Consider the following 14,664-nt stretch of genomic DNA (forward strand, 5'->3'; position numbering starts at 1 on the left):
GACATCGATCAGTTGCAGTTAATTCCGGTCGAAATGGATGATTGCAGGCTCATTTGCAGTTAGCCCTGGGTTTGTGTTGCAGTTAATCCTGGCTGAACAGTAATTTCAGTTGCAATTAATCCATCCTCAAAAATCGCAGCATTGCAGGGACAGAGCGTTTAGTATTGCAGGTCGCTACACCTAGGGGGGAAAATCTATACCCTAGTACCAGAACTGTTGCGCGATCGCCTGATCTACAATTGAGGCAGTGGGCTTCGACTTTTAATGGAAGCAGAATATTGAGGAATTTATGGCAATTAAGGTGATTGGTGCAGGTTTTGGACGAACGGGAACGCTATCTATCAAAGCTGCTTTAGAAGAACTCGGTTTTAGTAAATGCTACCACATGGTAGAACTTCTAACACACCCTTGTGATGTAAAGTTCTGGGAGGATGCCAGTCAGGGAAAACCTGTCAATTGGGATGCTTTGTTTGATGGCTACCAAGCAATAGTAGATTACCCAGGTTATCGTTACTATAGTCAACTTATGCAGCACTATCCTGATGCTAAAGTTCTGTTGAGTATTCGAGATGCAGATAGTTGGTATGAGAGTACCTTGAAAACAATCTACCAAGCAGGGCCAAAAGGCTGGAAGAAGCTAAAGATGGCTTTATCGCTCCCATTTTCTCCAAAGCTGCGGAATCTAGTTCGCATCTTCCGCATGGCAGATAAAGATGTTTGGGTGAAGGATTTTCAAGGGAAATTTGAGGATAAACCCTACGCGATCGGAATTTTCAATCAACACATTGAAGAAGTCAAACGTTTGGTTCCACCAGAGCGCCTGTTAGTTTACCAAGTGAAGGAGGGTTGGGAACCCTTGTGTCACTTCCTTGGCGTATCTGTTCCTCCTGACAAGCCTTTTCCACATCTCAACGATCGCGCCACATTTCAACAGGCATCAAAAGAGCTTTACTAGCATTGAAGTTCCTGCCCAATTAAAGATTAATCATTATTACAATCTACCTCTCCCCCCCTTCCAAGGGTAGGTTCGATCCTGGTCGGGTTAAGGTCGATCGACCTTGCAGCCTGACTCAAAATTGTATCAGCAGTAATTTTTTAACTGTTGGTTTGGTTTGATTGCTTCTTCGGGCCAAAGCTCTCTGGAAGTTCATCTATTTTTTCTATTTGTAGTTCGCGGCAAATTGCTTTCAACTGTTCGAGAGAAAATTTGGGCTCTGTTGCTCCAGATATCCATCTGTGATAGGTGGCGCGCGGAATCCCACATTTAAAAGCGAACTCATCTTGTGATAAGTCGGTTTTGTGGATTCTTAGGGCTTCCAATGGTGAATTGCCCTCCTGTCTTCGTTCTTTTCTTGATGACATTGGATCGTAAAATCTCATATTGAGATGTCATACTTGAAAAAATTAAATTGACATCTCATAATGAGACAAAGGTGACATGACAAAGGGCGGCGAGCACGAGCCTCGTTTCGTCAAAATGCAGGTTTGAAGAACCGCCTGATTTTTCGTGTCTATCAATTGTGCCTGCATACCCAAGCGTATGTTCCGGGGAAGGGCGCATACCTCAAGCCTCTTTTCCTCAACGCCGAGGAGGTGATGCCATGTAAAAGGTCGATCGACCTCACAGCCTGACTCAAAATTGTATCAAATGTCAACACCATGATTTAGCTGTGCTTGTTAGTTGTCGTTCGGTGAGGGCGCTCGACTTGGTAAGTCATCGGGAATTTTGGTTACGTCTAATCCTAAAACCTCAAACATAGTTTTTAGAGAAACCTGGTACAGGTTAGCCATAGCAAGTATGTTTTCAGCGTTAGGTAGAGCCTTGCCTAATTCCCAGTCAGCTTGTCTTCGCTCGGAAATTCCGATTTTTTCTTTGACTTGAGGGCGTGTTAGTCCAGCTTGTTCTCTGAGTAGTCTCAATGGAGACTTCTCCTTTTCTTGTAAATCTTCTTCTATCATAGGACGAAATATTCATGATGCAAACGTCTTGACAAAAACTCGGATCAGACGTAAACTTCATGTTGGTAGGAACAATAAAGGCAGCTCAACGAGCCTCCTTTCGTCAAAATGCAGGTTTGAAGAACCGCCTTATTTGTAGTGTCTACCCATTATGCCTGCATAGCCAAGCGTTTTTTCGGGTTGGGCGCATACCTCAAGCCCCTTTTTTCTCAACGCCGAGGAGGTGATGCCATGTAAAAGGTCGATCGACCTCACAGCCAAGTTTAAAATTGTATCAAATATCAAGACCATGATTTAGCTCTGTTTGTTAGCTGTTCCTCGGCGGAACGTAATCATCAACAAGTCCTGAAACATCTAGCCCGATCGAGTGACAGAACTGTTTCAAGCTAATATTTAGCGCTGTACAGATGGCTATTGCAGTATCAACTCTGGGTTTTTGTTTTCTTTTTTCTATTGAATACAAAGTATCTTCAGAGACTTTCCCCGTCAGTTGCTGGCTAAGCTCTCGGCGACTCAAGCCCCTGTATTCTCTAATTTCTGCAAGGCTCATTTCGTATAAATCCCGTACTTCTTGATTCATGGTGCAGAATATTTCGTAGTTTACCCTTGAAAAAAACAATAAGTCTGACTAAACTACGAAGAAGGAGATAGTAAAGCGGTTGGGCGAGCCTCCTTTGGTCAAAATGCAGGTTTGAAGAACCGCCGGATTTTTCGTGTCTATCAATTGTGCTCGCATACCCAAGCGTTTTTTCGGGTTGGGCGCATACCTCAAGCCCCTTTTTTCTCAACGCCGAGGAGGTGATGCCATGTAAAAGGTCGATCGACCTCACAGAGACGGCCCAGCTCAAAATTGTATCAAATATCAAGACCATGACTTCGCTGTACTTGTTAGTTGTCCGATCGCTCTGGCGCGAGAGTTGGTAGGTCGTCGGGAATTTTGGTTACATCTAGTCCCATACATCTAGCAAGTGTTTTTAGTGGTACGCCTAGCTCGCGCGCCAGAGCAATGGCCCGATCGAAGCGAGGAATGGATTCTCCTCGTTCCCAATCGCCAATAATGCGAATTCCTACCCCCATTCGACGACTAAGTTCGGGTTGGGTCAAATTTGCACTTTCTCTAAGGTTTTTCAAGGTTATGGTTTCTTGATCTTTAGCTTCCATCAATTATAGCAGTTAATTGCTAGCAAAATAGTGCTTGACAAATTCACAACCTGGCACTAAACTGCTAGTAGATAGGCAAAACAAAGGCAACAGGGCGACCCTCCTTTCGTCAAAATGCAGGTTTGAAGAACCGCCGGATTTTTCGTGTCTATCAATTGTGCCTGCATACCCAAGCGTATTTTTGCGGCTTGGGCGCATACCTCAAGCCTCTTTTCCTCAACTCCGAGGAGGTGATGCCATGTAAAAGGTCGATCGACCTCACAGGACAACACAACTCAAAATTGTATCAAAGATCCAGACCAAAACTTCTCCTTTGCGATCGCACAACTTCCGTGGTATCGTGCCCTTTCTCGAACCATTCCAGATCATGTCCACATCAATTGACAACTTCTACCTAGGCGATGTCGCCTCCAACTTTCACTTTGCAGGCCCGCTGCTAGACTTTGAAGAAGAAATCCACAATCAATCTCCCTTTCACGATTTAGACTACCTGACAGGCGAAATTAAAAGGGGATTCCTAGACTACGTGCGTCAAGGAATCATGCTAGACGCGATCCGAAAACTGCGATTGTACAAAGACAAGTTCAAAACTTTTAAAAGTTACTGCGAACAAGCATTAGGCAGGCAGTATTTTTACTGCACGCAAATTATCAAAGCTGCTGGCATTTGCCTGCGCTTAATTAAAGCCGGATTTGAGATTTTGCCTAGCTGCGTTGCTCAAGTTGTCCCTTTGTTCAAACACGCAATCACCGACCAATATGGCGACTGTCGTTTACAGGAAAAGTGGCAAGAAGTTGTCGATGTCATACCAAAAGAAAGGATTACCGCAGTAACTATTGCCGAAACAGTTGACAACAATCCCAACCTCCGGCTCAAACAAATTCGGATTAAAACCGACACCTACGCCCTTTTAACCAAAAAAGCAGCCGCAGCCGGACTGTCAATTTCGGAGTTTTTGGCAAGGTTGGTTGGCGAATACAATCCCAGAAATTTAGAGCAGCCAGCGGAACATACCCCGGAACAAGAGGAGATTTTAGACCAATTAGACGCGGAGTTTAAGAAGCCGGCAACGGAACAGACTTCAACTTCTGCCCCAGGAAAAGTTAAGTCTAAAGGTTTTGGAGTCAAAGTTGGCCCTAAAGGTGGTAAAAGGGAAGTTAAGGCGAAAACTTCGGAAGGGGAAGTTAAGGCGAAAACTTCGGAAGGTGAAGTTAAGTTCAAAAATCGGCAAAGTGAAATCAAAGCCGAGAAACAGTCGAATTCATTTAATGAGAAAAATCATGAAGTCATCTGCCCAAAATCCAATCATGCGTCAACTGAAATTAATGGAGGTTCAACTGAACGAAATTCAGTGCCACCTTATTAAAGCCACAGTGTTGAATTGGTGGCAAATAGTTTTGCCTGACGGACAGAAGATTGCGATCGAGCACGCGGGCGCCGGACACTGGATTTTTCGGGCTAACGGGCTTGAGAAATCTCATCCAGAAGTGCGGCTAGCGGTGTTAAGGGCGATCGCCCAAGGCTGTCGCAGGTAAGTTATCAGGGGGTTGTTCCCCTTGGCGTCTCAAGTAGTGCTGCGGGTGAGGACACGGCATGACAGCCGTGTCCCGGAAGGGACTGGTGGGCTGGTGGAGTGGTGAACTGAATTTGAGATGATTTGGAGATGCTGGGGGCGATCGATATTAGTTGCGATTGCGATCGGAATTTCCCAACTGTAGGTCAAAGTTAAAATTTCCCGCGTTGTGGGCCCAGGGCTGGTGTCAACGATATATTATGGGGTTTGGGGAGCAATGCCTTAGCAGAGCCTATTCATACATCTAAGCCAAGCAGCATTAGGCTAGCCCTCAATTCGTGACATTTTCTTCCCAGACTATACTCAAAAGACCTCTCCAATAATCAACTTGAAATCCTTGTACCGAGGTAGCTGAATCTTAATTTCCACTCTGTCTAATACTCTGCCTTATATTAAATCCGCGCTTCATCGTCGGGCGTAAAATCGAGTCAACAATCAACACTCAACCATCATATCAAACCTGTTAGCATGGGAATTATTCCTATCTCTCTTCTCGACCTCTGCGTGAATCAGCGTCAATCCCTTGTCATCTGCAGCCGGAGAAATTATCTTTTTTTCAGCGCAGATGAGGGCAGATAAACACAGATTAACGCAGATGAATTCTATCAATTCCGGTTGCACCATCGGGAATTGTTGACAGTTGACGGGATTTGACTATTCCGCTGCAACCGGAATTTATCTCATTCAGTTTTTCGACTGACCGTTAACAGCCAACAGTCAACAATCATCAGGAGTACAACCGGAATTAAAATTACTCTATTGGATGAAGCAATTTCTCAATTGTCTCCACTAACGTTTCAGGCTCAACAGGCTTGGGAAGATGCCTTTGAAATCCGGCTGCTAGTGCTTGCTGTTGATTTGCCTCACCTGCATACGCTGTGAGGGCGATCGCGGGAATCTCTCCTCCCTCCTGTGTAGATAGTTGTCTGACTTGACGAATCAACATATAGCCATCAATTTGTGGCATTCCAATATCAGCAATCAAAACATCTGGCTTAGATTCATTGAGCTTTTGTAGCGCATCTTTTGCTGAAGATACAGATATCACTGTGGCTCCCGCTTCCTCCAAAATACATTGAACTAACTCTAAATTGTCTACTTCGTCATCGACGGCCAGGATACATAATCTAGCCAAGGGTGAAGTGTGAGCTTTGAGTGATAGATTATCGTTGTGGTCGCTGTTTGCATCATTGCTTCTGGCTAATAAGGGAAGTGTGACAGTAAATGTTGCTCCCTGTCCTTCTCCAAAACTTTCGGCTTTGACAGTTCCACCATGTAGCTCAACGACGTGACGCACGATCGCTAATCCCAGCCCTAACCCACCAAATGTTCTGGTAATACTGCTATCGGCTTGTCTAAATGTGTCAAATACATAGGGAATAAATTCTGGCTTAATCCCTTTCCCTGTATCCCTGACTTGAATTTGAGCATAGGAATCAATCCTTTTTAGCTCAACTTCAACTCGACCTCCTGTTGGGGTGAACTTAATGGCATTTGTGAGCAAATTCCAGACAACCTGTTGCAATCGGGTAGCATCTCCTAACACCTCGCCGACATTGGGTTCTAGGTAAGTTTGAATTTGAATGTTTTTCGCTTCGGCGGCTAAACTAACTGTTTCGAGCGCAGCTTTAAGAGTTGTTTTCAAATTAATAGGAGTAGAGTTCAAACTCAGCTTGCCTTGCAGAATGCGAGAAATATCCAGCAAGTCCTCAATCAGTTGAACTTGCAACTGGGTATTGCGTTCAATCGTTTCGAGAGCTACCGCCGTCTTGCCAGAATCCAGGCTTCCCCTTCGCAGCAGTCGAGTCCAACCCAGAATCGGATTCAACGGAGTTCGCAATTCGTGCGACAAGACAGCTAAGAACTCATCTTTAATTCGGTTAGCTGCTTCTGCTTGTGTCCGTGCTTGCGATTCTGACTCGTAGAGCCGTGCTCGGTCGATCGACTGCGCCGACTGCTGTGCCAATGCCAAAACGAAAGCGCGATCGCTCTCACAAAGCTGGGGAAAAGTCGAAAAACCGAGCGATAGCCCACCAACGGCTTGTCCTTCAATCAACAATGGCACGGAAATCCAGGCTTCTGAACCAGCCTTGGCATACGCTTCGGCTAAATGAGGATAACGGGCAATTCGGTTTTCAATAGTTTCTACCCAAACAGGTTGCCCACTTCGCACAGCTTCTGCGAGAGGATAGGGTGCATGAAGTGAAAAACTGCGCTGAAAGTCTCCTACGTGCTCATAGCCGATCGCTTGAATAATCTCCAGTTCGCTTCCATCCTGGTTTAATACGGCAACCAAACCAGAACTCGCTCCCAGTGCGGACATTCCCTGTTCAATAATCACATGAGCCACTTGAGCCGCGGTTAGCGATTCAGACAAAGCCGTCATCACCGCCAGCAGTCGAGCCGTCCGGTTAGCGGCGAGTTCGGCAGCTAATTGCGCTTGTTGGGTTTCATTATAGAGACGAGCGTTATCAATGGCGATCGCTGCTCGCTGAGCCAAATCTTCAGCCAGACCAATGTCTTCCAGGCGATAGCGGCGATCGGATTCAGTAAACACAAAGGTAATGCTACCCAACACGCGCCCGCGTGCCTGTAGCGGTGCAATGATGCAGGACTTTAACCCAACTCCACGTAAGATTTCCAGGTATTCAGCATTCGGCACTGTGGCAACTAACTGTTCATCTGTAATCTCAATCCCAATTTCAACCTGTCCTGTTTGCATGACTTTAGTAATGCCATACCCATCATCGAGATGTCTGGGAAAGCGTTGAGCCAACTCCCAGCCCAACTTCACTTTTTCGGGATCTGAATGAGCAACTGCAACACGACTGATTGTGCGATCGTCATTCAGCAGATCGACACTACACCAATCTGCAAAATAAGGAACTGCCAGCTTTGCAACGCTTTGGAGAGTTTGTTCATACTCTAGCGAAGAGGAAAGGATAGCACTCACTTCCGCTAAAAATGCTGATTTTTCCTGAGAAACCTCTGCTAAAGCACGGGCTGCCTGTTCTTTAACAAGCTGTACTCGTTCGTCTTCGGTTTGCTTGCGTTCAGTAATGTCGCTGAAAGCAGCAATGATATTGATAATTTTTTCTTCTGCGTCAAACAAAGGGGAAGCATTGATCGAGAGAATCGTGCGGGTGCCATCGGCATGGTTAATGGCATGTTCAATGCCATAAATAGCCTGACCTGTTTGCATAACCCTGGCAAACGGCAGTTCATCTTCTGGGAAAGGATGACCCTCCACGGTTGTAATGAACCAGGATGGATCTTTATAGCCTCGCTCCACAATGTCGCTGCTAGTTAATCTTAAAATCCTCTCTGCTGCCCTATTTGCGGCAATAATCTGTCCGGTAGAATCTAAAATAGTGATGCCATCAGGAATAGTTTGGAAGATGCTGGATAATTTCGCTTCACCCTCACGCAGAGCAGTTTCTGCCTGCTTGCGTTGTGTAATGTCGTGCATCACGACAACAGCACCTTGTTTTTCGCCGTTGGCGGCAATAATCGCCTGTCCAGTTGCTAACAGCATTCGCGGGGTTCCCTGCTGCGGAACAATCATCATTTCCACATCACGAACGTTGTGTCCTTGCAAGGCCTGGAACAGGGGAATATCCTCTGTATTCATGGGTGTTTTGCCGTCGGGCAAATACAAGTTATAATACTCAGCCCATTGCTCCGGTGGAACTGGCTGCTGAGGTAATCCATGAAAATCTTTAGCTGCTTGGTTAAATACCGTCAATATGCCATCTGCATCGCAAGCGACAATGCCAGCTTGAACGTTGTTTAGGATTGCCTTCAAAAAGTCCTGTTCTTTCTGAAGGGTCGCTTCCACCTGCTGGCACTTTGTGATTTCGGCTTTCAATTGTCGCTCAGCTTGAGATGTTTCGGCGGTTTCTTGGAAGTAAAAGAGTAAGCTATCTTCACTCTTGATTGCGCGAATTCTCAACCACTTGTTGAGTGAGGGATAGTGTTCTTCAAACTCGATTGCAGTTTGCTTTACGCTCGCTCGATGACAATACTTATATAGCTCAGAGGTAGGCTCGACCGCAAATACTGTCCATATCTTTTTGCCAATTAGGTCTTGCCACTTCCTATTTAAAAGCTGCTCTGCTTTACGGTTGACATAGGTGCAGTACCACTCTAAATTAATGCAAATGAATGCCTCAGCCATATGGTCTACGATCGCCCCAAATCGAGCTTCGATCGCCTGACAGTCTGTACATAGCTCTTGAGGAAAATTTACAGTAAACTCTTTTCGATGATTCAAGGAGTTTGTACGTTCTACATTCATTGCGGTTAGTTCTGCCTATTTACCTATTATGCCAGTTATTGTTAGGGAATCAAGATCCAACGTACCCAAAACTCAAGTCCTTCAGTGTCTTAGCAAATGTGCGATCGCTTTCACCAATTTTTCAGGTTCGACAGGCTTCGAGATATGTATCCCAAATCCGGCAGCATGGGCTTGCTGCCGATCGATCTGCTACATAAAACTGACGTGCTGCGGGAATTGGTAAGAGGGTTGGAGCGGAAAATACCGAAAAGTACCGAATTGTCCTAGAAATTAGGGATTAAGTGGAATCTTTCCAGCATAGGTACTAAGAGGATTTTCTCGATTCAAGCTGAGTTGCTTCCTAAGGAAGATCTCCCTTAAGGCAGATGCTGTGGCGAGATGGTTCGCTGCTCAGGACGTTAAAATAAAATGGATATCGCCTGTATCAACCCCTTTGGTTCAATGGGTGTTGCTAAGCTGATGTGCATCTAACTCCTTAGATGCACATCAGCTTAGCAACACCTCCGGCATTGTGGGCCCACTTCTCCTGCAAGGTAGATAAATATATCCCCCTAGTGGCAGACAATCAGATATAGCAAATGTTATATATTGCTGAATTTGTCTAATTCCTCCTCGAACTCTCGTGCTTCAAGAGGCGATCGTGCTTAAGCAACCAGACGTTACAAACCTTGATTGATGCCTGTCCGGTCGCCATTGCTTTCGCCTCCGGCTTTCAACAGCATATTTCTAAACCTGTAGAGCCAGAAGACCTGATTCAGGCGATAACTTCGTTAAGCGCTGCTAACGCTGCCTTGGTCAGGCACCTCTGAATAACGCAACCTCATTCCCCTTGCATTTCCCATTCTCCACTCGCCCGTTGACTCACAACCCATGACTGAAACTTCTTCTAAACCCATTGCCCTAACCGCTCTTTTGCCAGCAAATGAGGCGGAACGATTAGAGGCACTGCGGCGATACAAGATTCTGGATACTCCAACTGAAGCGGCATTCGATCGCATTACGTCACTAGCGGCTCGTATGTTTGATGTGCCAATCGCCCTAGTCTCTCTGATAGACGAATCGAGAGCCTGGTTCAAGTCCTGCTACGGCTTTGATCTACGGGAAGTGCAACGGGATGCTACCATTTGCAGCTTGGCGCTGTTATCTAACGATGTTCTAGTCATTCCCGACACCAGGCAAGACAAGCGCCTCACCTGTAATCCATTCGTACAAAATGAACCCGGTCTGCGTTTCTATGCGGGTGCGCCGTTGCTCACTCACGATGGCTTTAACCTGGGTACCCTTTGTTTGTTAGATACGAAACCGCGCGATGCCTTAACCGATGAGCAAACAGCAACTTTAGCAGATTTGGCGGCAATGGTTGTGGACGAATTAGAGCTACGGCTAGCAGCGCGTAAAATTGCTCTACTGGATGCGGCTCTGCTAGAGGTGACGCAGGGCGTTTCTACCGTGACGGGTGAGGCATTTTTTTCGGCTCTGGTACAACACTTCACGAAGGCACTGGGAAGCGATTATACCTATATTGGTTTGGTCACTGGAGACGACAAAGAAGTGATTACAACAATCGCGGCTTGTGCCCAAGGTCAAATTATCGACAACTTTGAATATCTGTTGCAGGACACACCTTGCCGAGAAGTTATTCGACAACAAAAAATGTGTTGCTACCCCCGTGGTGTGCAAGCGTTATTTCCCAAAGCTCCCCTTCTAGAACCCTTGAAGGTGGAAAGCTATGTGGCAATTCCGTTCTTTGACTTGGCAGGCAAACCGTTAGGGTTGCTGGGCGTGATGGACGGCAAGCCGTTGGAAAATGTTCAGCTTGCAGAATCCCTGCTGACAATTTTTGCCATACGGGTTGCCACTGAACTGGAGCGGCAGCAGGCCGAGGAGATGCGAATACAAGCGCTGATCAAAGAGCAGCAGTATAGCCGCCAACTACATGGATTGACGCAGGCAGCCTTAGCAATCAACGCAACCCTTTCTGTTGAAGAAGTGCTGCACGTCATTACCCGGCAGGCATATCAAATCATTGGCACTCACCAGTCGGTCACCAGCCTGACAATCGATCAAAACTGGACACAGGCAATTAATGCTGTTTACCTGTCCGACAAGTATGCCCAGTGGCAAGATTATAACGACCAGACGGATGGATCTGGAATCTATGCCTGTGCTTGTCATTTGAACCGATCCATGCGAATGACCCAGGCAGAACTGGAAGCTGACTCCAGGTGGAAAGGGTTTGGCGATGCAGCATACAGGCATCCCCCCATGCGCGGTTGGTTGGTTGCTCCTCTCGTGGGACGAGACGGACGCAACATTGGGTTAATCCAGCTATCCGATAAATACGAAGGTGAGTTTACAGAAGAAGACGAAGCGATTCTGGTGCAACTGGCACAAATGGCATCGGTGGCTGTTGAAAACACTCGGCTTTATGAAGCCGAACAGCGTGCTCGCACACAAGCAGAGTCAGCGAACCGGATTAAGGATGAGTTTTTAGCCGTGTTGTCCCATGAGTTGCGATCGCCCCTTAATCCGATTCTGGGCTGGACAAAGCTCCTTCGCAGTCGCAAGCTGGATGAAACAGCCACAGCTCGTGCGCTAGCAACGATCGAGCGCAACGCTAAATTGCAAGCGCAACTGATTGAAGACTTGCTCGATGTCTCTCGAATTCTTCAGGGAAAGTTGAGCCTCAATGTCTGTCCCGTTAATTTGCCATCCATCATTAAAGCGGCAATGGAAACAGTCCGTCTGGCAGCAGAGGCAAAGTCAATTGAAATTCAGATGCGATTTAAACCGGGTATTTGTCAAGTTTCCGGTGATTCAACCCGCTTACAACAAGTGGTGTGGAATCTGCTATCCAACGCGGTTAAGTTCACCCCAACTGGGGGACAGATAGAAATCACATTAGAGCAAATCGGGTCTGAGGCACAAATTCAGGTGAGTGACACCGGCAAGGGAATTTCTCCAGACTTTTTGCCCCATGTGTTTGAGTATTTCCGACAAGCGGATAGCACTACAACCCGTAGGTTTGGGGGATTAGGGTTAGGGTTGGCGATCGTGCGTCACCTCGTCGAGTTGCACGGAGGAACTGTTACAGTAGACAGTCTAGGAGAGGGACAAGGGGCGACTTTTACAGTCAGACTGCCGTTGAGAAGGGAAAGTGTCGCGCCGAACGATGAAACCGCTACGACTAACTCGTTCGCGACTGTTCCTGAGACTTTACCTCTTACAAACATCCGGGTTTTGGTTGTGGATGATGAAGCAGACTCGCGTAATTTCCTCGCTTTTGTCTTGGAACAAGCAGGTGCAGAAGTGACGGCAGCAGCATCCGCTAGCGAAGCCTTACAAGCACTGACGCAATCGAAGCCAGACATTCTACTTAGTGACATCGGGATGCCGGAGATGGACGGCTATATGCTGATGCATCAGGTGCGCCTGTTGGAATCAGAACAAGAAAATAAGATTCCTGCGATCGCACTAACTGCCTATGCTGGAGAGATGAATCAGCAGCAGGCACTTGCTGCTGGTTTTCAACGGCACATCGCCAAACCTGTAGCCCCAGAAACACTGGTTCAAGAGATTGAGAACATGGTTAGCTTAAACAGCATTCATCCCACACTGAATTTAGAGGGGGATTTATCGAGGCGTAGCGGAGTACCCCCAATAAATCAGTGTGGGATGAATGCGCGACTGACGTAGGGAAAGCGAGTCAGTCAGTAAATGTCAGGGACAGTCGATCAATCCATGCCTCTACCATCTGGGTGATGGTTTTTTCTCTTGCCTCCGCGATCGTTCTCAGTTTATTGAGTCGTTTCTCAGACAATCGGATGTGGAGGTTCTTGTTCTTCATGCTGTGTTGTCGATGCGAACACAATAATGCTAACTTGACATTCAAGGAGTGCAACCATGAGAACGGCTTACCAGTACAAACTACGTCCAACAAAACAACAGGTCATTGAGCTAGACAGATGGCTATCCATGCTAGGAGCTCAGTACAATTTTCTGTTGGCTGACAGATTTAATTGGTACGAACAAAACCGTTCTCCTGTTAACGCCTGCCCTCTCGTCTGCCACCTACCTGAACTGCGAGACAATCCTGATTATTATTCGCAAAAGAAAACGTTACCTCAACTCAAGAAAACGCATCCTTGGTATGGCGAGATATATTCGCAAGTCCTGCAAGATGTAGTTAAGCGAGTTAAGATAACATTTGACCGTTTCTTGAAAGGTGACAGCAGCGGGAAACGTAGCGGAAAACCTCGTTTCAAGGCTCGCAATCGCTATCGCACCTTTACGTATCCACAGGTGAAAGAGGGATTCTTACGTGGCAACTTGATTAACTTGCCGATGTTTGGGAAAGTTAAAATTGTCTTGCATCGCCCTATCCCTGATGGGTTCAAAATCAAAACCGCATCTGTCACCAAGAAAGCTGATGGTTACTACCTTACGCTCTCCCTAGAAGACAAGACAGTTCCAGAGATTAAGCCAGACTTTAATCCTCGTTCGATAACAGGTATTGATGTAGGACTGAAGGAGTTTTTGACAACCTCTGAGGGCGAAACAGTCGCTATTCCCCAATATTACCGTAAAGAACAAAAACGCTTACGGGTAATTCAAAAGCGAGTGTCACGTCGCAAGAAAGGCAGTAGCCGGAGGCAGAAGGCAGTTAACGAGTTAGGAAAGTGTCACAAAAAAGTAGCTGATAAGCGCAAAGATTTTCACTTCAAGACAGCTAATTGGCTGCTATCAAAATATGACGTAATCGCGCACGAGGATTTAAATATTAAAGGTCTAGCTCGTACAAGATTAGCTAAATCTGTGTTGGACGCTGGGTGGTCAAGCTTTCTGTCGATATTAACAAACAAAGCCTCAAATGCTGGTTTGTTGGTTGTCCCAGTAAGCCCCCATAATACTTCACAAGATTGCTCTAATTGCGGTGAGAAAGTACCAAAAAAGCTGCATATTCGCTGGCATGACTGTCCTCATTGCGGGTGCAGTCTTGACCGCGATCATAATGCAGCAATTGTTATTAAAAATAGAGCGGTGGGGCAACCCGCTTTTAAAGCTCAGTCAATGTCCTATGCAATAGCAGGAGTCGCTCAGAAGCCTACACCATACTGTACTCACTTGGTGTAGGAGTTGTCACCTGTATTTAACTGGCCGATCTCAGCAAACGGGCGATCGCATTGACCAATTCCTCAGGTTCAACAGGCTTGGATACATGGATCTGAAATCCGGCAGCTAAGGCTTGCTGCTGATTCATCTCTCCGGCATAGGCAGTAAGTGCGATCGCTGGAATCGTGCCTCCCTGTTGGGGAGACCACTTTCTAATTTGCCGAATCAGGGAATAACCATCCATCTCTGGCATCCCTATGTCACATAACAGCAAATCGGGGACAGATTGATTCAGGAGAGTCAACGCCTGTGCCCCCGAAGCGGCTGTCCTAACTTGTGCGCCAGATTGCATCAGGGTGAATGCTGCCAACTCCCGCATATCTGCATCGTCATCCACCACCAAGACATACACTCCTGTTAAATCTGTCGCACTTTCTGAATGTCTGTCATCAGAAGAGGGTTCTGGCTCGACAATGTTTAACGGCAGCCGGATGGTAAATGTAGCCCCTAAGTTCTGTCCTAAGCTGTCTGCTTGAACGGTTCCTCCATGCAGTTCGGTAAA

13 protein-coding genes are annotated in these 14,664 nt (G+C 46.5%); 6 read left to right on the forward strand and 7 right to left on the reverse strand.

Features of this window, described 5'->3' with window-relative positions; all coding sequences use genetic code 11:
• Positions 1–289 precede the first annotated feature (289 nt).
• Positions 290–955: a sulfotransferase family protein gene (locus QUA47_RS06830; RefSeq protein ID WP_333430178.1), complete on the forward strand. Its 666-nt coding sequence runs from the start codon at positions 290–292 to the stop codon at positions 953–955.
• A 140-nt stretch (positions 956–1,095) separates the two neighbouring features.
• Here QUA47_RS06830 and QUA47_RS06835 read toward each other — a convergent pair whose 3' ends face one another.
• The 4 genes from QUA47_RS06835 to QUA47_RS06850 form a co-directional block, all read right to left on the reverse strand.
• Complete coding sequence (locus QUA47_RS06835) at positions 1,096–1,362, reverse strand: helix-turn-helix domain-containing protein (RefSeq protein ID WP_039887004.1); 267 nt, start codon at positions 1,360–1,362, stop codon at positions 1,096–1,098.
• A gap of 315 nt (positions 1,363–1,677) precedes the next feature.
• Positions 1,678–1,959 carry a helix-turn-helix transcriptional regulator gene (locus QUA47_RS06840; protein WP_333430179.1) on the reverse strand — a complete coding sequence of 94 codons (282 nt, stop codon included), beginning with the start codon at positions 1,957–1,959 and terminating at the stop codon, positions 1,678–1,680.
• Between the two features lie 307 nt (positions 1,960–2,266).
• Positions 2,267–2,539: a helix-turn-helix transcriptional regulator gene (locus QUA47_RS06845; protein WP_333038829.1), complete on the reverse strand. Its 273-nt coding sequence runs from the start codon at positions 2,537–2,539 to the stop codon at positions 2,267–2,269.
• Positions 2,540–2,847: 308 nt separating this feature from the next.
• Positions 2,848–3,120 carry a helix-turn-helix transcriptional regulator gene (locus tag QUA47_RS06850; RefSeq protein ID WP_333430180.1) on the reverse strand — a complete coding sequence of 91 codons (273 nt, stop codon included), beginning with the start codon at positions 3,118–3,120 and terminating at the stop codon, positions 2,848–2,850.
• 367 nt (positions 3,121–3,487) lie between these two features.
• On the opposite strand from QUA47_RS06850, the gene QUA47_RS06855 reads away from it, so the two are divergent.
• Both QUA47_RS06855 and QUA47_RS06860 read left to right on the forward strand, forming a co-directional pair.
• Positions 3,488–4,486 (forward strand): hypothetical protein, encoded by a 999-nt coding sequence (locus QUA47_RS06855; protein ID WP_333430181.1) that lies wholly within the window; start codon positions 3,488–3,490, stop codon positions 4,484–4,486.
• A gap of 7 nt (positions 4,487–4,493) precedes the next feature.
• Positions 4,494–4,655: a hypothetical protein gene (locus tag QUA47_RS06860; RefSeq protein WP_333402526.1), complete on the forward strand. Its 162-nt coding sequence runs from the start codon at positions 4,494–4,496 to the stop codon at positions 4,653–4,655.
• Positions 4,656–5,444: 789 nt separating this feature from the next.
• Here the strand turns inward: QUA47_RS06860 and QUA47_RS06865 are convergent.
• Complete coding sequence (locus tag QUA47_RS06865; RefSeq protein WP_333430182.1) at positions 5,445–8,990, reverse strand: PAS domain S-box protein; 3,546 nt, start codon at positions 8,988–8,990, stop codon at positions 5,445–5,447.
• 144 nt (positions 8,991–9,134) lie between these two features.
• Between QUA47_RS06865 and QUA47_RS06870 the strand changes: the two genes are divergently transcribed.
• Together QUA47_RS06870 and QUA47_RS06875 are read left to right on the forward strand one after the other, a co-directional pair.
• Positions 9,135–9,257, forward strand: a complete 123-nt coding sequence (locus QUA47_RS06870) for a hypothetical protein (RefSeq protein ID WP_333288634.1) — start codon at positions 9,135–9,137, stop codon at positions 9,255–9,257.
• Between the two features lie 603 nt (positions 9,258–9,860).
• Positions 9,861–12,686, forward strand: a complete 2,826-nt coding sequence (locus QUA47_RS06875; protein ID WP_333430183.1) for a GAF domain-containing protein — start codon at positions 9,861–9,863, stop codon at positions 12,684–12,686.
• A gap of 10 nt (positions 12,687–12,696) precedes the next feature.
• On the opposite strand, the gene QUA47_RS06880 is transcribed toward QUA47_RS06875, so the two are convergent.
• Positions 12,697–12,837 (reverse strand): hypothetical protein, encoded by a 141-nt coding sequence (locus QUA47_RS06880; RefSeq protein WP_190661121.1) that lies wholly within the window; start codon positions 12,835–12,837, stop codon positions 12,697–12,699.
• A 56-nt stretch (positions 12,838–12,893) separates the two neighbouring features.
• On the opposite strand from QUA47_RS06880, the gene QUA47_RS06885 reads away from it, so the two are divergent.
• On the forward strand, positions 12,894–14,123 hold the full coding sequence (locus QUA47_RS06885) for a transposase (RefSeq protein ID WP_333430184.1): 1,230 nt from the start codon (positions 12,894–12,896) through the stop codon (positions 14,121–14,123).
• A gap of 16 nt (positions 14,124–14,139) precedes the next feature.
• On the opposite strand, the gene QUA47_RS06890 is transcribed toward QUA47_RS06885, so the two are convergent.
• A partial coding sequence (locus tag QUA47_RS06890; RefSeq protein WP_333430185.1) for a response regulator occupies positions 14,140–14,664 on the reverse strand: 525 nt, incomplete at its 5' end.

Source organism: Microcoleus sp. MON2_D5 (genome assembly GCF_036701905.1).
Classification (GTDB): Bacteria; Cyanobacteriota; Cyanobacteriia; order Cyanobacteriales; family Microcoleaceae; genus Microcoleus.